At 46.9% G+C, this 19,491-nt stretch carries 13 protein-coding genes; all 13 read right to left on the reverse strand.

The genetic code is table 11. From position 1 onward, the window contains the following. Positions 1 to 144, reverse strand: a 144-nt coding sequence (locus ACXX53_RS17820; RefSeq protein WP_458567635.1) for a transposase, incomplete at its 3' end; no start/stop codon positions are given. A gap of 537 nt (positions 145 to 681) precedes the next feature. Beyond that, a complete protein-coding gene (locus tag ACXX53_RS17825; protein ID WP_458570034.1) occupies positions 682 to 2,160 on the reverse strand; it encodes an extracellular solute-binding protein in 1,479 nt (492 codons plus the stop codon). Between the two features lie 102 nt (positions 2,161 to 2,262). Beyond that, positions 2,263 to 3,186, reverse strand: a complete 924-nt coding sequence (locus ACXX53_RS17830; RefSeq protein ID WP_458570035.1) for a carbohydrate ABC transporter permease — start codon at positions 3,184 to 3,186, stop codon at positions 2,263 to 2,265. A gap of 17 nt (positions 3,187 to 3,203) precedes the next feature. After that, complete coding sequence (locus ACXX53_RS17835; RefSeq protein ID WP_458570036.1) at positions 3,204 to 4,160, reverse strand: ABC transporter permease; 957 nt, start codon at positions 4,158 to 4,160, stop codon at positions 3,204 to 3,206. A 192-nt stretch (positions 4,161 to 4,352) separates the two neighbouring features. After that, complete coding sequence (locus ACXX53_RS17840; RefSeq protein WP_458570037.1) at positions 4,353 to 5,963, reverse strand: response regulator transcription factor; 1,611 nt, start codon at positions 5,961 to 5,963, stop codon at positions 4,353 to 4,355. Further along, positions 5,960 to 7,801 carry a cache domain-containing sensor histidine kinase gene (locus ACXX53_RS17845; RefSeq protein WP_458570038.1) on the reverse strand — a complete coding sequence of 614 codons (1,842 nt, stop codon included), beginning with the start codon at positions 7,799 to 7,801 and terminating at the stop codon, positions 5,960 to 5,962. Before ACXX53_RS17845 ends, ACXX53_RS17840 begins: the two co-directional genes overlap by 4 nt. Continuing rightward, entirely contained in the window at positions 7,794 to 9,392 is a 1,599-nt protein-coding gene (locus tag ACXX53_RS17850; protein ID WP_458570039.1) for an extracellular solute-binding protein, read from the reverse strand. The genes ACXX53_RS17845 and ACXX53_RS17850 overlap by 8 nt, the downstream gene beginning before the upstream one ends. 414 nt (positions 9,393 to 9,806) lie before the next feature. Further along, the gene (deoD, locus tag ACXX53_RS17855) at positions 9,807 to 10,514 is read right to left on the reverse strand and encodes a purine-nucleoside phosphorylase (protein WP_458570040.1); all 708 of its coding nucleotides are present in this window, start codon (positions 10,512 to 10,514) and stop codon (positions 9,807 to 9,809) included. A 27-nt stretch (positions 10,515 to 10,541) separates the two neighbouring features. Continuing rightward, on the reverse strand, positions 10,542 to 11,180 hold the full coding sequence (pnuC, locus tag ACXX53_RS17860) for a nicotinamide riboside transporter PnuC (RefSeq protein WP_458570041.1): 639 nt from the start codon (positions 11,178 to 11,180) through the stop codon (positions 10,542 to 10,544). Between the two features lie 276 nt (positions 11,181 to 11,456). Beyond that, on the reverse strand, positions 11,457 to 12,146 hold the full coding sequence (locus ACXX53_RS17865; RefSeq protein ID WP_458570042.1) for a Crp/Fnr family transcriptional regulator: 690 nt from the start codon (positions 12,144 to 12,146) through the stop codon (positions 11,457 to 11,459). Positions 12,147 to 12,256: 110 nt separating this feature from the next. Next, a complete protein-coding gene (locus ACXX53_RS17870; RefSeq protein ID WP_458570043.1) occupies positions 12,257 to 14,842 on the reverse strand; it encodes a beta-N-acetylglucosaminidase domain-containing protein in 2,586 nt (861 codons plus the stop codon). A gap of 1,085 nt (positions 14,843 to 15,927) precedes the next feature. Then, the gene (locus tag ACXX53_RS17875; protein ID WP_458570044.1) at positions 15,928 to 17,958 is read right to left on the reverse strand and encodes a GmrSD restriction endonuclease domain-containing protein; all 2,031 of its coding nucleotides are present in this window, start codon (positions 17,956 to 17,958) and stop codon (positions 15,928 to 15,930) included. Continuing rightward, entirely contained in the window at positions 17,948 to 19,417 is a 1,470-nt protein-coding gene (locus ACXX53_RS17880; protein WP_458570045.1) for a DUF262 domain-containing protein, read from the reverse strand. Before ACXX53_RS17880 ends, ACXX53_RS17875 begins: the two co-directional genes overlap by 11 nt. Between the last annotated feature and the right edge of the window lie 74 nt (positions 19,418 to 19,491).

A 19,491-nucleotide genomic window follows, 5' to 3' on the forward strand; every position in this document is an offset into this window, starting at 1 on the left:
GTACTTCCCCACCCAGCCGCGTAGCGTACCGGGATTGATATTTAATTCATTAGCTACATCATCCAGGCTCTTCGTCTGTTCCTGCACATACTTTACTGCTTCACGTTTAAACGTCTCGTTGTACCGCTGTCTTGTTTCACTCATGTCCGACACCTCTTTGTTTTAATAGACTCATTATCTGTGTGATATTAAGAGATGTCCACTTTTTATTCTAGGTCCATTTTCCCCGTTATCTCACCTAACCCGCGAGTTTCGCTCGCTGTAACGGGGAAAAAACCTGTTAGCTCGCGCCGGCCTCCCCATCCCTGCATTGCCTCTTACCTGTAACACGGTTTTTCCCCGTTATCTCACCTAACCTGCGAGTCTCCATCCGCTGTAACGGGGAAAAAACCTGTTTGCGCGCGCCGACCTCTCCATCCGCACACAGCCTCGTCCCCGTAACACGGTTTTTCCCAGTTATCTCACCTAACCAGCAAGCTTCGCCCGCTGTAACGGGGAAAAACTATAAATGCTAACTTAAAGATGTACACTTTTGCTTGTTCAAAACTGTACATTTAGATTCAATCATTTACACTTAACCCACCCCCTCGCGCCCGGGCCTTCCGGCTCAACAAACAAAGCACAGCTGCCGGAGTCCCCTCCAACAGCTGTGCCCATGTTATCTACTTCACTACAAATTCCCTACTTCGTCGATTGGTACCACTCGTTAGCCGCCTTCACCATATCGGCTCCGCCTTCCGCTCTCCACTGCTCCAAGAACTTATCATAATTCGAGATCGGCTCGGATCCGGAAATGAACTTCAGCATGTTATCTTCAAGCAGCTTCGTCAATTTCAGCGTGTTCTTTGAGACGGCATCAATCGGCGGTGCTAATGACATCGGATCGACCACAACGAGTCCCTCTGCGTTCTTTTGGAAATTCTCAAAGTATGATTGCAGAATAGGATCCTTCCGAACCCGCGCCTGCCAGTAGATTGGATAATTCGTCTCATCTACGCCCGTTATGAAGGCACTCGCATTGTTCAGATCATCGTTGAACTTAGGAAGAATCGGATAGTACTTGCCATCCTTTACTTCATGATGAACGCCTTCCTGACCAATCGCGATTCCCTTGAACGTTTCTGGCTCCAACTTCGCGTTCAAGAATTTCATCGCTTCTTCTTTATTCTTCGAGGCTTTCGGAATTGCGATGAACCAAGAGGTATTGGCAACTGCACCTACAGTCGCTTTCCCTTCCTTGTTCTTCAGATAAGGTATGATGGTTACCTTATTATCCGGGAAGTTCTTGTTCAGCGCAGCGATCGTGCTCGCTGAGCTCCACCAAGCAAGCTTATACATAGCTGCGTTACCGCTCGTGAGCTTCTCAATCGCCTTAGCGGCGGTGTTGATCGGCATTTCCGAATCGAGCAATCCCTCACTATACAGCTTATTCATGTATGCGAGAAATTCTCTCATTTCCGGCAGCTCAGCCTTATGCACGAGTTTACCGTCTACCTCTTTCCAGTCCGTTAAGACGCCAAACGTTGTCGCAATATCACCGTACAGGGATTCCTTCCCGCCCGTAAGAGGGATCACATTTTTCTTCTCTTTGATTGTCTTCAGCACGTTATACAGCTCATCCGTGTTCGTTGGGATCTGCAAGCCCAGCTCGTCCATCCAGTCTTGACGCACTACCAGCTCTTCACCGATGCTAACGCCTGCTCCCGTTTCAGGAATCCCATACTTCTTACCGTCAATAGTCGCACTTCCCCAAGATTCCGGTTTAATCGCTTGATTAATATAGTTGCCGTGTGCTGCAAGCAGATCATCAATAGGCTCCAGAGCACCCGCTGTTGCGAGACTATAGAATTGCGCGGCATTCAGCTTCATAATATCAATTTTTTCTTTATTCGCTACGAGCAGGTTCAGCTTCTCATCCGGATTTTCCGCTGGGAGCATCTCATATTTAACCTGGTACCCGGTCTTCTCACTTATATATTTCCCCGGAAATTCTGTGTTTGGATCAAACAAGTTATACTGCATGAGCATCGTGAGCTCTGACTTGGAGTCTCCACCCTTAGCGGAGTCGCCTCCCGAGCCTTTTGTCGAACCGCCACCGCACCCAGAGACAGCTAAGGTAAATACGAGAATAGCGGAAATCCATGCATATTTCTTCTTCATGATCTGACCTCCTTGGAATGATAGTCTTCTATACCTGCACATTCACATGCACAAACACATCGGCCTTAGTCGGCAGCATCACCATCCTTTGCGCGAACAGAATTAACCTTTGACCGACCCAACCAGCACACCCTTTACAAAATACTTTTGCAGAAACGGGTATACCAGCAGGATTGGAATGGTAGCGAGCAGGATAGAGGATGCCTGTATGGACTGCGGCGTGACATTCAGCGCTGCATCCACATTGGTCTTCAAGAACTCTCCGCTGGAAGATACAAATAGCTCCTTTAAATACAACTGCAGCGGCTTCAATTCAGGAGAGGTAATATAGATCATCGCGGCAAAATAGTCGTTCCAAAACGCCACCGCGAAGAATAATGCGATCGTAGCGAGCACCGGTAGTGAAAGCGGCAGTACGATATAGATCAAGATCCGAATGTTTCCCGCACCATCCAGCTTCGCGGATTCCTCAAGCGCATCCGGCAAGCCTTCAAAGTAATTTTTGATGATCAGCATGTTGAATACATTGACCATCGCGGGCAGGAACAGTACCGGTAACGTATTGATGAGATCCAAGTTGTGCATAAGCAGATAGGTTGGAATCAACCCGCCGCTAAATACCATTGTGAACATGAAGATAAGCAGCAGCCATTTCCTCCCGCGAAGCCTGATCTTCGACAATGGATAAGCCGAGATAGTAGTCATAAACAAGCTTAGCGACGTACCGACGACCGTTAACAGCACCGATGTCTTGAATGAGTTCAGGAACATCGAGTTCTGCAGCACGTACTCGTAAGTCCCCCATTGGAATCCTACCGGGAGCAAACCAACATTCCCGGAGATAACCGCCTCCTCACTACTGAAGGACTTGGCGATGAGATTGACGAAGGGCAGCAAGGTGGTAATTCCCATCAGAGTAAAGAATATATAGTTGAATACTGCAAAGCACTTTTCGCTAAATGAGGTCTTGATGCCTCGCTTCGAGCGATCTGTTCGACCGCTGCTCATAGCATGTTGATCCGCCATTGTCTGCTCCCCTTCCATCACCAGATCCCCCGCTGCAGGTACTTGCGGCTTAACGCATTGCCCGTAATAATAAGCGTGAACGATATGACCGATTCAAACAGCCCTACCGCTGTAGTAAAACTGTAGTCTTGACTGCCTAACCCCATTCGATAGACATAGGAGCCAATAACGTCGGATGTCTTGTACACAACGGGGTTGTACATGACCAGAATCTGTTCCGTGCCGGCTTCCATGATATTGCCGAGCCTTAATATGAACATCAGAACGATAATCGGCGCGATACCAGGCAGCGTCACATGAAGCAGCTGCTTCAACTTGCCCGCGCCGTCGATCTTAGCAGCTTCATACAGCTGCGGATCAATCGTCGTGAAGGCGGCCAGGTATACGATGGTGCTCCAGCCTGTCTCTTTCCAACCCGCAGAAGTCACGAGGAGGCCGCGGAACACATCGTTGTCGAGAAAGAACGCGATCGGCTCCATATTCAACGCGATGAGCAGCTTGTTCACGAGACCGCCGTTAGTAGACAGGAGGTCAATGAACAGTCCACTGACGATGACCCATGATAGAAAGTGTGGAAGATAGATGATCGTCTGGATCGAACGCTTGAAGATCATATTCTTCATCTCATTCAGCATAATTGCGATAAAGATCGGCAGCGGAAACAGAATGCATATCTTCAGCAAGCTGATAATGATCGTGTTCATGAGCACAACCGAGAAGTCTGGAGAGGTGAACAGCCTCTCGAAGTGCTTCAGCCCAACCCAAGGACTGTCAGCAAAGCCAGAGAATATATTAAAATCCTTGAATGCGATAATGATGCCGTACATCGGAGTGTACTTAAATATCAATAAGAACAATAATCCCGGGACGAGCAGCGCATACAGCTCCCACTCTCTCCATATATCCGACCATAGCCGACCCATATAACTTCGTCGTGTATTGGGCGCTGGCAGCTTATCGAGCATAGGTCTCATAGGCTTCCCCCTCTAGGCATGATTTACATTTCCGTTACAATAAATTGTAAAATCAACGCCTATTTCTGAGTAGGAGAGACTCATTACTATTTTTGGTAGTTTGATGTTCTCTTTGCGGGATTCATCCTGCAACAAGCGCAAAAAGGCCCGAACGCGTCCAATCAGACAACATTCAGGCCCCTCTTCTATCTATTAAGGTTTGACTTCGCCGGGGTTAACTCCCCAATATTTTCGAAACACCTTTGTAAAATAGCTGACATCACGATACCCGACCAACCGAGCTGCATCGTACACCTTCAGTCCTTCCTGAAGGATCTCCTTCGCCCGCTCCATCTTGCGTTCTAGGACATAGGCGGAGAAGGCAACTCCCATCTCCTGCTTGAACAATCGGCTCAGATACGAGGAGTTCACATATAAGCGATCCGCGACGTTATGGAGCGTAATATCTTGATCCATTTCCTGATCCAATATCGTCAGAATCTCCTTCACCAGCTGATTGCTGGCAGTTCGCCGCTGGTTCTGCATGAAGCCTATAATGTGCTTAACCGTTCGCGTCAGCCACGACCGCGTCTGTTCCTTCGAGTTCAACAGCTTCACATTTTGAAAATAAACGATGTCATCCGCTACGACGCTGCTAACCCTCCACCCCTGCTTCTGAATGATGCGCACGAACAGGCTGCTCAAGTATAGAACAGCTTCATGCACTTCATCTGCTGATTCCGATCTGCTGGTGCCTTCCTCCCATATCTCGAATAATGCTTGCAGCGCCTTGCTCTCGTCGGCAGTCTCTAACGCGATCTCCAGAGTCTTCTCCAGATGCGACTGAGTGAGCAGTCCTTGCTTGCCTTGCTTTAGCTCCTTGCGATAAGGAATAGCGATGTCATGTCCGTATAGGATCCGCTCCTGCAGAGCGCTGCACGCCTGCGAGTACAGCTGATTGATCTCTCCTATGCCGCCGACCGCTGCGCAGATTCCCGCGCTCGCCGTTAGCTTCAGCACCTCTCTTATATGAGAGAGCAGCTTAACGATTGAAGCATTGATATGGAGCATCGCGTCATTTGGATCTTGCCCTTCCTGTACCTGAAACACAAGCAGCAGGTCGTTCTTCGAATCAGTGCATACCCAGCAGGAAGGCGGAGTTAACAGTTCATTTGCAATGCATTGGATCGTAAATTGCAAGAGGGCTCTATCATTCGAGCCGAATCGAGTCTCGTGATCTGGAATCGGATCAAGATCGACAACGGATATTCCGAATTGATCATCTTCTCGCAGATCGATATATAGGTCCTTGCTCTTCTTCAGTACCTCCCAGACTGTATACTTATCGTTCACCCAATTGTAGAAGAAGCTATGCTGCAGATGAGGCAGATGGTCCTTCCACTTCTGTTCAAGCGCCGCCTTGGATTGCCACTGGTCGAGCTCTTCCCGAAGCTGCTGTCTCGCATCCAGAATCGCTTCCAACACTTCCTCTTCTCCAGCAGGCTTAAGCAGGTACTTGGATACTCCATGCTTCATCGCCTCCTGCGCAAAGGCAAAGTTGTCATGACCGCTCAAAATGATGATCTTCATGGAAGCCCTTACACCCTTCTGCTCACTAAGCTTGCGAATCAAAGTTAGCCCATCCATATCCGGCATCTGCACGTCGATCAGCATAATATCCGGCTTCTTGCGCTCGACCAGCCGCAAGGCTTCAAGCCCATTTGACGCGAGTCCAACGACTTCGATTCCATGCTTGTCCCAGGGAATGTTATGAGCCAGAGCGTTGCGCTGCCGCGGCTCATCTTCTACAATCATCAAATTCATAGCTGCAGTTCCCCTTCCGTTTCTTCTTGATCTATAACAGGTGGATTGTTCAGGCGGCATCGATCCAGCGGAATCTTGACGGTTACCGTTGTACCAATTTCCAGCAAGCTATCTATCTCTAGATGAGACTCCTTGCCATAGTATAGTTTCATTCGAATATATACGTTGCGCAGCCCAAATAAATCCTTCACATGCCCCTCATCCTGCGTTAGAGATGGAACGCTGTGCAAGCCGATCTTCATCAGCTCGTTCTGAATATAATGGAGCCTATCTTTTTCCAATCCCTGCCCATTGTCCTGCACACTGATGCACACCATGTTCTCATGCTCGATCCAGCTGGAAATGATGAGACGACCGTCGGAAGCTCTGCCTTCCATACCGTGCAGAATCGCGTTCTCGACCAAGGGCTGCAGCAGCAGCTTGAGAATCGGGATCTGCTTCGTTTCTTCCGCTATTCGATATTCGACCGTAAAGCTGTCTAAGAAGCGAAGTTGCTGGATTCGAATGTAATAGTGAAGATGAACGAGGCTTTCTTCGATGGTGAACACTTCCTTGCCTTTGTTCAAGCTGAGTCGGAAGAACTTCGACAGGTTCATGACCATTTCGCTGATTTCTTCCGCTTCATAGTTTTTGGCAGTCCAATAGATAGAGTCCAACGTGTTGTATAGAAAATGCGGATTGATCTGCGACTGAAGAAACTTCAGCTCGGTTGTTGTTAATCGCAGCTGCTGCTCATAATGATCCTCGATCAAATGTTTTTGATGCTGCACCATCTGATTAAATGATTCGAGCAGATAACCGAACTCATCTCTTCGATTATTTTCGAGTCGGAAGTCCAGCTTCCCGCTTCGGAGCCGCTTCATTCCGCGAGTCAGCTTCTGAACCGGAGAAGCGATTCCGCTGTACACGATCCAGGAGATTCCGATCGCTAACAGAATGCTGATCACGATAATCGTAAACGTGAACATTCGCAATTGGTCGGTCTCAACGTACAGCTCCTTCTTCGGCTGGATCAACGTCAGCCGCCAGGTGGAGTACGGGGAATCGACCGAGACCTCCATCTCCTTATCCGATATTGGCGGCGGTTCGGCTGTCTCATCTATGCTGCCGGTGCCGACCACAAGCTCTCCTTTTTCATTATATAAGGATATGCTGGCTGTTTCGGAGGGAAGAAGCGTGCGGATCACGTTCAGCAGCTTGCTCTTGTTAAAGGTAACGATGAGCAGATTCGAAGCTCGCTCCGTGTTATACAGGTCCATCGAACGAACCAGCGACATGCTGTCGGTGCCTACCATGCTGCCGAATGTTATATCTTTGGCAACCAGCGCATCTGGCAGGATATAGCTGATCCCTGTCCCATTCGCGCGAGCAGTCTCGACCATCCATTCCTGCAGCGGCTCCGACTTTAATTTCCGTCCGCCGAAGTTAGTGGATATGACCATGTTGGAGGCCTGATGATAGATGGCAATCTGCGACACGAAACGGTTTACAGACTTCAAGCTAGACAACTGCTCGATAATGAGCGAGAAGTTGACGATCGTTTCCGGCGCTAGATCAGCGCTGTTCCCATCCAACAGCTTCAGGATACTCGTATCGGCTGCGATCAGCGTCGAGATCTCCTCCACATTTTGCAATGCCAGATCAATGTAGTTCATGGCTGAAGACAACGCTACCTCGGTCCGTTCAACCGCCTGCTCATACAAGATATCGCGAGAGCGCTCGATCGCAAATAAACTAACGACCACAAGCGGCAGCAAGATGAGCAAGAAGTAACTGGTGAGCTTAGTCTGAATATTGCGTGAATACCGTTCCTTCATCCAATAGATTAGATTACTCACTTGGTACACCTTCCGATCCGCTGCTGGCTCGATTCCTGTACCAATCGTTTACTTCCTTCGTAATCTTGCCCCCGCCCTTCTGCTTCCACTCCTCTACATAGCGATCAAAGACATCGAGCGGCTCGAGTCCCATAATGATTCGAATCAGCGTATCGTGCTCTAGATCTCGCAGCTGCTTGTCGTATTTGCTCATCGCAGGAGTCGGAACTCCGTAGAACTGATTCTTGATGAGATTGCTGTTTATCTTCTGCAGATTGTCGTAAAGATTGAAGTCCCCGAGTGAATCAAGCCTCTGCTTAAATAGTTCCTCGTCGGGCACATCAACGAGAGATTGATAGATTCCTCTGTATAGATGCTTGTCATGCATCTCAAAGTTAGTCACCATGCGACCGTTCTGCATCGACCAGATCTCATGTTCAAAGCCTAGCTTCAAATTCTTGTAATCCTGAGCTATAAAGTCCAGCATTCGAATCACTTGCTCGGGGTGCTTCGAATCAACTGGAATCACGTTGTAGCCGCGAATGATATCCTGATTGTAAACGCCCTTCTGTCCATTAGGACCAGTCGGATATTCTAGCGCTATCCATTCCGCGTTCGGATCCTTCTTCTTATTCGCGGCGATCGGGCCGCGCGTATCGTACCAGGTGGCTGAGAACAGCCCCACCGTTCCATTCTCAATCTTCTCATATAGATTATTGTGTAGATTCAAGGGGAACTCGCGATCCAGCAGCCCCTCCTGATATAAACGAGCTAGATAGGCCAAGGCTTGCTTCGTCTCCGGCATGATGCTGCCGTTAACCAGTTGTCCGTCTCGTTCAAACCAGCTATCCAGCTGCGTTCCGAAGGCGCCGAAGAACGGCGCAGAGCGCCCCATTTCTGATGTTAATGTAAGTCCGATCGTATCGTTCAAGCCGTTGCCGTCGGGATCGTCCAGCGTGAAGGCCTTAATGACCTCATAGTACTCCTCAATCGTAACAGGAGGCTTTAAGCCCAGACGATCGAGCCAATCCTTTCTCGCATACATAAGCTCAGTACCACTGACCTCATTCAAGCTCGGCACCGCGTATATTTTGCCTCCGTAACGTACCCGATCCCACGCTTCCTTCGGAATCTTCTCCTTCAGATGCGGACCGTATTGATCAATCCAGTCGTCAAGCGGCATGAGCGCCCCTTGCTTCGCATAGTTGTCGAACCATACCGATTCATAGGTATGAAGCATATCGGGAAGCTTGCCGGATGACATAATGACATCAAGCTTCTCCTTATATACTTCTGGTGGAAGGATGGTAACCTGAATATTGGTTCCGCTTCTTTCCTCTATATATTTCAGATAAGGATTGTTGTTCTCATCCATACCGTACGGAAAGCTCATGCCTAGATTATTGATTACGATGCTGATCGAGGGTAGATTCTTGCTCGTCTCTCTTGATCCGCCTATTCCAGCAATTCCTGCAATCATTCCCGTTTGAACCATAATAAATGCACCTGCAACCATAGCACCAAGCAATAGAAACCACCATCGAACAGATTTCTTTGATACTCCTTGTGCTTGTTTTGTCGAGAACTCATCGTGAACGCTATTGTCCGGCATACTCTCCCCCCTTCAACTCGCAAGCAGATGGTACCATAATTTAGGAGTAATCTAGGATATGAAAATTATAGCAGAGGACTAGATGTAAATAATAGATACTAGAGAAAATAGTGAGGGGAGGAAGCGGACACACGATCCGCTATTTGCACCTAAAATGGTCAAATCGCCATGCTAGCGGACCGTAGAGACGTTATTTGAGCAAAATCACCAGGTAATCCATCAATTCCAAGCAAATAACGGCCTCTGTGTCCGCCAAACTCCAAAAATACGGATGATTCGCCTAAATAGCGGCTTCTGTGTCCGTTTCAATGTGAATGGGTAATTGAGCAAATGGGCAAAAAAAAGAGACTGCTATCTTCTTCAGCAGCCCCTCTTAAGGTGTAATCTATTCACTCGCGATCAGCTAACGCGAACTTATAACAGCAGCGCTGTTTCTAGCGCGAGTTCAATCATATCGTTCAGCGTCGTCTCACGTTCTTCCGGCGTGATCGTTTCGTTCGTCAGCATCTGATCGGTTACCGTCAGAATGGACAGCGCCTTCGCATTATAACGCGCAGCAACCGTATATAAGGCGGCTGTCTCGTTATCCTGTGCAAGCACCTGATGCTTCGCCAGCACATGCTGCATCTCTTCATCGCTGTCGTAGAAGTGATCGTCCGTGCATACCAGTCCCGCACGCACAGGCTTGTCCAGCTTAACGCCAAGATCATATGCGGTCTTAAGCAAGTTGAAGTCAGCGAGCGGCGCATACGCATATTGACGGAAAATATGCGAGTACAAGCTCGAGTTCGTGCACGCCCCCATGGCGAGTACGATGTCCATCTGCTTCACGTCCGGGTGCAATGACCCGCTGGAGCCTACACGGATGACGTGCTTCGCTCCGTAATCTTGAATCAGCTCTGTCGCATAAATGGACATGGACGGCATTCCCATTCCGGTACCCTGTACAGAGATGCGTTTGCCTTTGTAAGTTCCGGTGTATCCCCAGATGTTGCGAATATGATTATAACACACCGCATCTTCAAGATACGTTTCCGCGATATACTTCGCGCGTCGCGGATCTCCTGGCAGGAGTACCGTGTCGGCAATGGCCCCTGGTGCAGCTTCGATATGAAAACTCATAGGATCTCCTCCTTATTCTGTGACAGTTTAATTATTTCTAGCAGCGTTGTAATCGCGCTTCCATTCGAATAGACCGTCGAAGCAGATAAATGTGTTAATGAGCGTCAGCAGGATCATAACGTATAGACCTGATATGAAGTACACGACAACCATAATGACGTTCATGAGTATCCACATGTGCCAGTTCTCCAATATTTTCTTGCTCAAGAAGTACTGTGCCACAAGTCCGACGACCGCGATGAATGCATCTAGATACGGGCTGCTCGCATCCGTGAATTGAATCTGCACGATCGACCATACCGCAGTAGCCGCAAGGATCACAATCGACCAGATCAATACAAGCTTTGGTGTTAAGCGCGTAATCGGCGTATTGTCATCTGCGCCTTTCGTCTTGTTCCAGTAGTACCAACCGTAGATATTAAACCACAGCTGCAGCACAGCCAGAATCGTCATGGCGTATAACCCGGTCGTGAAGTAAATGTACATGAAGCAGATAACAGCGATCGCTCCAAACAAGAAATTAATGACCTTTTGCCGCGCGATCAGCCAGACGTTAATAACACCTACGACCGATGCGAAGATCTCAATGTAAGAAGAGTTGAGATAGAGACCAGCTACAAGACAGATGACGCTGGCGATGATGACAAATAGCGGATGTTTGATCATAAGAAGCAGCACCCCTTTTTCGTGTTGAGTAATTGGTATCATGGTGATGGCTTGGGATGATCCGAGTTGTACTAGATATGATAAGGCTTACATTTTACCATTTCCAGCGCTGATGCCCTCGCCTTTCATACTCTAAGTATAGCGGAGCAGGCTGAGAGATTTACAGGACGAAAGTCCGATAACGACACGAATTCCGCATAATTTGACAGCGTTTTCATAAACTAAGCAGGACAATTGTCCCGACCTCCTCCGTGCATCGTATTTCGCCGAACTCCGTTAACCCTCTAGCTTAGCTTCCTGCTGCAATCTGCCCAAGTCTCGAATGAGTAATTGCTGCTTCTGGATATCAATGATCCCTTCTTCTCGTAGCTTGAAGAGGATTCGGTTAATGCTCCGCTGTGTAACGGCAAATTGCTGGCTCCACTCCTGCTTATTGATCTCAATGGCTATTCCGTCGGGATGCCGGACCCCGTGTTGAGCGCAGCGCAGCAGATAAGTACATACCCGGTGGTGAAGGGGATACAGAATGTTAGTCCCCTCACGTTTCGAGATCGTGTAATTGTAATACAACACGCGGCGAATAAAATATTGATTAAAGTTGCTGTCCAGCTGGATCCACTTTAGGAAATCATCACGATGCAGGCTCAGCATCACGACATCAGTGACAGACTCAACGTTGCTGATAAATGGAATGAGATCATGGATCTCGATCTCGCCGATCATATCCCCTGCCGCGTAAGTAGCTTGCGAGTATTTCTTGCCATTTTCCCCGATCACGTTAATGTCTGCGAGACCCTCTACCAAGATGCCGAATCGATCATACACCTCATCCTGCTGAAATATCATCGATCCCTTCTTGTACCGCATAAGCTTCCATTGCCGCAGTATCTCATAAGGGCAGTGCTTCAGTATGCGATAGAGTTCAGGGCTGTTCTCCATGTAATCGGCTATCTGCTGAATATTCATGCGGCTCACCTCAAGCTGATATTGTACCCTAGTGCTCACAAAAGAATCACTACGATTCATTCGCATGAACACATAGTGATTCTACTATAAAATATAATGCAGTTTCGAGATTATCTCGCTATGCTCTTAGACGTTCTCACACTCGGCAAATAATGGCGAGACGTTCTCTCCACAAATATTCGGCCATTGTTGGCTCGAAGCGCCGCCCCTTCTATCGTAACCTCGTTCATATGATCCTCTTCTACTTCAGTTGTCGCATATGGTATCTGATCATCCAGCGTATGGAATAGGGAAACGACATCCCCCTTCTTCACATTGCGGATCGTGACATCACCTGAAGCACTAATCACCATGTCGGAGGTCAGCACCTTAGCAGAATGATCAGGATAAGCATCATCAAATAACTCAAATGCATAGATCCGCGTATGTCCGCCGCCATTCATGCTCATCTGTGAAGGCTCCATCACCTGCAAACGGAAGTAGCGCGCCGTTACCTCGTCGTACAGAATGCGGTTGATTACATCATCTTGATTATCCGCAACTTCATCCACGATGCTGAAGTTCTCGCCGTCCATACTAGCCAAGATCTGCACATGCTTCGTACTCCACATCCAGCTCTCGCTCGCCTCCGGATGACCGCAATTCACGATCCGATACTGCTTCACCGTGACAGGCTGCTGGAGATCGACCGTAAGATACGGTCTGTGGTCGGATGAACACCATTTGCCGCTGCTAATCTTGCCTGAAATGACTTGATCCGCATCCTGATCCTTACTTATGGACTGGGAAGCTGTTGCCGTTACGCCCAATGATTGCAGAGCGATATTCTTCATCTCATAGCTTGGCACAACGAGCGCCTGCTCCGTTCCTGCTGCGACAGCCGTCTGCACGATCATGTCCGAGATGAACGGTATCATGACCAAGGTCCCTACATCAACGGTGAAATCATGCGGAGCCTCCTCCTTTAGACGACGAACCTTACATTCCTGCATCAAGGTTAGAAGTTCGAAGGCTGCTTCATTGTTCATGTCCATAGCAGCCAAATCGCCTGCACGCTGCGCGTGAACAGCATGAATCACACGCTGTGCCGCCTGCGCCATGAGCCGGAACGCCTTCAAGAACGGCGCCAACTCGCGCAACAGATTCTGGTTCGTACATTGCTGTTCGATATGATCGGCTGCTGTCTCCATGCGAACGAAATGCGCTTGAAGCTGATCGGCGCATGCTGCAACATCATGCCCCTGCTTCATGGCATCGGTTAAGGCGGCTATGTCATCCTTCAAATACCAGGATTCATCGAACAAGAACTCACCGCTCGCACCGCCGTTATCTCGAACGTAGCAGCAGTTCGAGGCGAAGATCTCCAGATCCTCGGCCACTTCTGGTGCCAGTGCCTTGAAGGAAGCGGAGTAGCTCTTATCGGTGTCGTATGCGTCGGTATTCCAGTTATGGTCCGCGATGCAGAACAGCGCCTGCTTAGAGGCTTGCGACTGATTCATCGGATTCGCGAAGAACCCGTTCACGTTATCCAGATCGGAGCTCAGATTGCGTATCTTGCCCATCAGCAGCTTCGCATCGCAATAATCGTTCACCGGATAGTTCCACCATACGGACAATTGCTTCGTTGAATGGATCTCGCGTCTAGGCGCTTCGAATTGCTCCTTCGCAATGTTCGACATCGTCGCCGCGCCTGTCCACATGACCTCGACATCTTCATGCAGCGTGTCCACAAATGGCTTGAAGTACTGCTGCATCGACGGTCCCCAAGCTTCGCAGTAGCGTGTTCCTACCGTGATTAGCGGTCGAATATCCCCCTTAGCCTTGATGAACTCCGCATCGATGCGATTAATGAATTGAGCCTGCTCGACTCCGTTCGGCACACCGACAAGATCGTCGAATAGAATGCCGAACTGCCGCACGCCCAAGCTGTATAGCTGCTCCAGCTTCACGATCACGGACTTCGCATCTTCCTCAGACGACAGATCGATCGAATCGCCCGGATGGATCGTCCACACGAAGTTCATATTGGTCTGGTGGCCTGCTGCTGCGAGCTCAGCGATCTCCCGCGCCTTATCCGCTGGATACAGCTCTCGCCAGTCCTTGCGATGATAAGGATCGTCCTTAGGCGCATAGATGTACGTGTTCAGCTTCTGCTCACCGCCGAAGCGCATGAGATCGATGCGATCCTCATGGCTCCAAGGGTATCCATAGAAGCCCTCGATGTACCCGCGATATAGAATCTCGGGATAGTCCGTGATCGCGCAGTTCTGGAGTACGTGACCGCTAGACTGCTGCAGAATGCTGCGGAGTGTCACGACTCCATAATGAATGCCCTCGCGATCATGACCGACAATCGTTACACGGCCAGCATATATAAGGAGGCGATAGCCTTCAGTCCGATTCAGCATCGTTGCAAGTTCAGGATGCGCAGCAGCCATCGCTTGAAGCTCCGAACTCTGCTCATTGCAGAGGTATATGTTGCTCTGGCTCGGTACCTCTTGTTCCGACACCGTATATGTGAATCCGTGCGTTGTCAGCGTATCCAGCAGCAGCGGCAATGTAGCCGCTTTCAGTTCTGCTGACACGATAACATTAACGTGGTCTGTCATCTTAGATTGTCCTGCGAGATAGGTCATCTCCTGAGGGGTGGGAAATATGTCGTATTGCATCTTCGTTGTATCCTTGAAGTTGTTCATCACTGTTGTCCTCTTCTCCTCATATATGTATTTACTTGAATAGTCCTTCATGTAAGTATAGCTTTCTCTGGTGATCTTTGCTAGAGGATGTATTATCTCGATTGTGACTAAATGGAAGGTAGAATCTGATTGTCTGTAGGAATAATTAGATGATCACTGTAATTGGTCTGTGAATTCATCTTTCCAGCATTAGTTCAGCTACAGATTCGTATATAATACGAAAAACCTGAGGGAATAGGTATATCCTTTCAGCCTCAAGCTCTTTCGTCATACTGTTCAATTAAAGGGAAATAGAATCAACTCTTAGAACGAACAATTGTAATCAGAAGAGTTACTCGTTGTGAATGCCAAGAACCTTTTGTATTCAATCCACTTGTTGACTCTTAATAACTTCATTTTGAATCGTAGAGGAGTATTTAGTTATTATATGACTCTCAAAACTTACTGCAACATACTACACATGCACCGTATGCGGGAACATGTGGGGGTTGGAAGGATTGTGTGTTAGTTGTTTAAAACCCTTGATCTATAAGGGTTTTAAACATAGAGTATTGTTCGTTTTGTTTGCGTTTGATTGCTTGTTGACGACGTTCGTCAACAAGCCGTCAACAAAATACGATATGTAAATAATATCAAGGGCTACGTAAACGGAAACAAAAGTCTAAAACAAATCTGTACTACTCTCCAAACCCGCTCCACTACTGCCCTATCAGCACACTGTACCATCCCACACCAACAAAGCCACAGCCTCCCAATGGAACGATAGGATCATGTGGATGTCTGGAGTGTGTTTTTGCACTTTTCCGACACGGACAATACGATCGCGCCGTTTTATGTGATTTATACGTCCACGGGAATATGTCCACATTTATAGGTTGAGTAGTCAGTCTGGATGTTTTTCATATTGTGAATGGAACGATAGGATCAGCTTGATATCTGGAGTGTAATTTTACGTTTTTCCGACGTGGACAATGCGATCGCGCCGTTGCATGTATTCTATACGTCAGCGGCAATATGTCCAGTAAACGGATAATCCTCATAGGCGTCAGGAAATGTGAGGAAGATGTCGATAAAGTCTTGTCGGGTCATATCGCTATCGACTTATTCTCTTCGCCAAGCATCAATTCTAACATTCTTTCTTGGTGTGCTTCTATGTCTTCAAATTCCCATTCCTGACCAGCAGCTCTGACTTTTTGGTTGTCTTTGCATTTCTGCATCATGATCATAAACTTAATCGATGCGACACTGACCAGCTTAATCTTTCCGGAAGCATCTAAATAGTGATCGAGTTTGGTTTTTGGGCTCCAGTTCGAACCGGAACTGTTCGTCTCGCTGCCTATCATGGCATAATTACCTAAGCAGTTTATTTGATCTTCATTAGGTGCACCGCTTTCACCGTTTGCATTGGCTTGTGGATAGTAATGCTCTAAACTTCTGCGCGTTCTCGAAAAATAAAACTGCTCAAAAGCTTTCAGCCCAAAATCAGCACATCCGAGTACAGTGAAAAATTCAGTCCGTTCTTTACTACCTTCTTTTGTTTTCTTGCCGCGGAACTCATTAGCATATTTCTCCCACAGTTTATAGTCAAGATAGTTGAAAACGAACAAAGGAATTCCCTTTGACATTATCGTGCCGTCTCCATAGATAGCGGCAAAATCAAAACTGTCATTGTGAGGCGTAATATCAAGTTCGTTTTTGCAAAGAATGGTGCTGTCAAAACTGCCGGGTTTCGGCGTATTTATTTCGTTAAGGTTATCCGCCACCAAATATACATCTTTGATGTATTTATCCGCCAGTCCCAATAAGAATTCGTAATACTTGCCAATATCCCAGTCCTCAGAATGGAAAAGGTAAAGCAAGCAGTAGAAGAGGTAATTCTTCCTTTGCCTCGCCGTAAATGATACTTCGAACATAGAAAGCAGTTGCACCAATTTATGCTGGATATCGCTTTCGCCATCAAGATTTTTCAGATATCCTTTTTTCCCCTCTTTCTGCCAATATTGCAGCTTCCAAGGATTGTTCTCAATAGTGTCATCTTCATTTGAATGATGCACGATATAGTTGTCCAACAGATATTTTGCCATCAGCAAGTTGAAACCGAACCTCTTGACAAACCCTGTATCAACTTTTACCTTATCAAATTCATGAATCAATTCTTTGTCATCGAGATTAAAACTTACAGGATCAAATTCACTTTCTTCCATGCGTGTGAGCTTCAACACAATAAGCAAGAAGTTTGAATAATCCATAATCGGCTGAAACGTATCGATTTTATCCTCCTCTTCCTGCCAGTTGTCCAAGCCTTTATAATTGATAAGTTCGCTAATTTTCAGCGTATTGGTTTTGTCCTCTACACCCGGCAAAGCATCAAAATCCATAACATAACCAAAATCGCCAAGAGACTTCCCGAAAATTTGTTCCGCGCTTTTCCTGTCGCTGCTGTACTTTTGCTGAATATAAACATTCATCTCACTACAATATTCCCAAAGGCGGTTGAATTTCGCTTTGTCAGCGTTATTTAATTTTTGGAGAAGGCGCGCCTTAATAATCTCGTGTTTTTCAAGTTGCTCCCCTCTGGAATTCATAATCTCAAAGTAGTGGTTTAGGTCTATATCCTTCGGTACTTGGTAGTGAATTAGATGAACACTATTTTGGAAATAGATCTTAAATCCATCTTGGCAGGCTTTCGGAACTACCTCATCAATAGCATCCTCGGCGTATTTATACCCATTTACGATTCCATAGTCTTTTTCGTCAATCTGAAAATCGGGAAGGTTTTGGATGGTGTCGTTCGATTTTTTGCGGGCCCGGTAAGTCAGTTTATTTTGAAGAGGAATACCCAAGGCGCCAAGCACAAGGTTAATCGTGGTTAACCTCTGCTGGCCATCTATCACTTCATAAACTTGGTCGCCCTTATGAAACGACACCAATGTCCCGATGTAATATGTTTGCTTTTTAGCGGTAAACGCATCATAAACGTCCTGAATCAGTGCGGAAATTTCGTCCTTTTCCCACGCATAGTTCCTTTGGTATATCGGCACTTCATAGGTTGCTGTGTCTCCGTTGTAAATTTCGGAAATTGACATTTCTTTGAGCGGTAGGGTTTTAGTTTTCATCTTCTCCCTCCAAAAACTTATTTTCTTTGAAATAGTGAAGGTAATTTTGATAAATTCCATCTGCATCTATCTCATCAAAATTATCTCTTTTGTTAACTTTATTTTCAGCTATGCTGTCAATCAGCAACGGATTAACCCTTTCGGAAAGTGTGCTTAATAGCGAAATCGGTGAATCCGACTCGGTGATGATTTTGTATATATTGAAAGAGTTAGTGATATCGTTCCCCATGATGAAGTTTTGTGCAGTCAGCCAACCGACATTATAATACTGCGCTCTGAGCGAATAAGCCCAGACGAAAGCAAACACCACAAACTGGCTTACCATTTCCAAGTCTGCTTTTGTAGGTCGTTCGGGACAGAATCTGTCAACATAGAGCAAGATGGCAGTGTCGAATAGCAAACGTGTGATTCGGTTACCGATTCCGTTCTTGTATATCCGCAAATTGAGTGTTTTCACGATATCGTTGTCCTTAATGTAATATCCCTCATATTTGTCGTTGTTCTGAATATCTTTAAGGATTTCAAAGTAGTGCTTTGCATAATCAAAGAACGGCTTACCTGCCACAATAGGCGTGTCTAACTGAAACGGCTTAAGATTCCGTATACCAGAAACAAAAGGTATTGCGGAATGATTGACCGTATCGGCATAAGCAAATGCCCCTTTGTAGAATTGAGCGTAAGGGAAATTATCTTGCCGGGTGATGCCCTTGAATTTATGTATATTATGCTCGGTGAGTTCCCGAGCTTTATTGCCTCTTGTCCATTCTTTAACGCGATAAAGATAATCACTGAATAGCGCCGACAGTTTTTTTTGGTCTAAATCCTCCCAAGCCTTTACAACCTTCTCTGTTTCTGTAGGATCCAAATCGTTCATCTCACGAAGATGATACGCTTTAAGTAAATCATGGGGATATAGCTTTTTACCGCGCGCATTTTGCGAGTCAAAGAACTGGAAGGCCTCGGACAAATCTTCTGTGATTACAACGATGAGTTCACAGTTGTTCTCAATGTAATCAAGCAATTCTCTTCTGTCCCTGTCGTCGATGATATTATTTACACGCCTATCCAGTATACGGTAGTTGTTTGGGATGTTACGAATGTTAAATGGATTATTAGCGAGTGGCTGTTCTAAAAACGTTATCGTTTCAGCCCCAAGTGCCTTCAGCAACAACGAAAAAGTAATGGTTCGCTGTTGCCCGTCAACGATGTTATACGCTTCTCCCTCTTGGTGGAGTATGAGTGTTCCTACCCGGTAGGTTTCCTTGTTTTCGATTTTGGCATCAACAATATCGTCTAACAACTGAATTACATTTTTTCCTGTCCATTTATAGGGTCGCTGATAATCAGGTATCAGCAAATCTATGTCAGTAATAGTATTTCCGTTATTATCTTGCGTGATTTTATCGCGCAACAACAAATCACCGATTCTAGTTATTGCGAGTTTTAAGCAAGTGTTCATAATATTCAACATCCCCCGACTACGCTGTTCACACGCTATGGTGAAAAGAGCCAAGGTTTAAATTCTCCTTAGCT

The organism is Paenibacillus marinisediminis (assembly GCF_054343325.1).

Bases quoted from the DNA above. Each gene is read 5' to 3' on its own strand.
- ACXX53_RS17825 (WP_458570034.1), bottom strand. From the start codon at position 2,160: ATGAAGAAGAAATATGCATGGATTTCCGCTATTCTCGTATTTACCTTA.
- ACXX53_RS17830 (WP_458570035.1), bottom strand. From the start codon at position 3,186: ATGGCGGATCAACATGCTATGAGCAGCGGTCGAACAGATCGCTCGAAG.
- ACXX53_RS17835 (WP_458570036.1), bottom strand. From the start codon at position 4,160: ATGAGACCTATGCTCGATAAGCTGCCAGCGCCCAATACACGACGAAGT.
- ACXX53_RS17840 (WP_458570037.1), bottom strand. From the start codon at position 5,963: ATGAATTTGATGATTGTAGAAGATGAGCCGCGGCAGCGCAACGCTCTG.
- ACXX53_RS17850 (WP_458570039.1), bottom strand. From the start codon at position 9,392: ATGCCGGACAATAGCGTTCACGATGAGTTCTCGACAAAACAAGCACAA.
- deoD (WP_458570040.1), bottom strand. From the start codon at position 10,514: ATGAGTTTTCATATCGAAGCTGCACCAGGGGCCATTGCCGACACGGTA.
- pnuC (WP_458570041.1), bottom strand. From the start codon at position 11,180: ATGATCAAACATCCGCTATTTGTCATCATCGCCAGCGTCATCTGTCTT.
- ACXX53_RS17865 (WP_458570042.1), bottom strand. From the start codon at position 12,146: ATGAATATTCAGCAGATAGCCGATTACATGGAGAACAGCCCTGAACTC.
- ACXX53_RS17870 (WP_458570043.1), bottom strand. From the start codon at position 14,842: ATGAACAACTTCAAGGATACAACGAAGATGCAATACGACATATTTCCC.
- ACXX53_RS17875 (WP_458570044.1), bottom strand. From the start codon at position 17,958: ATGAAAACTAAAACCCTACCGCTCAAAGAAATGTCAATTTCCGAAATT.
- ACXX53_RS17880 (WP_458570045.1), bottom strand. From the start codon at position 19,417: ATGAACACTTGCTTAAAACTCGCAATAACTAGAATCGGTGATTTGTTG.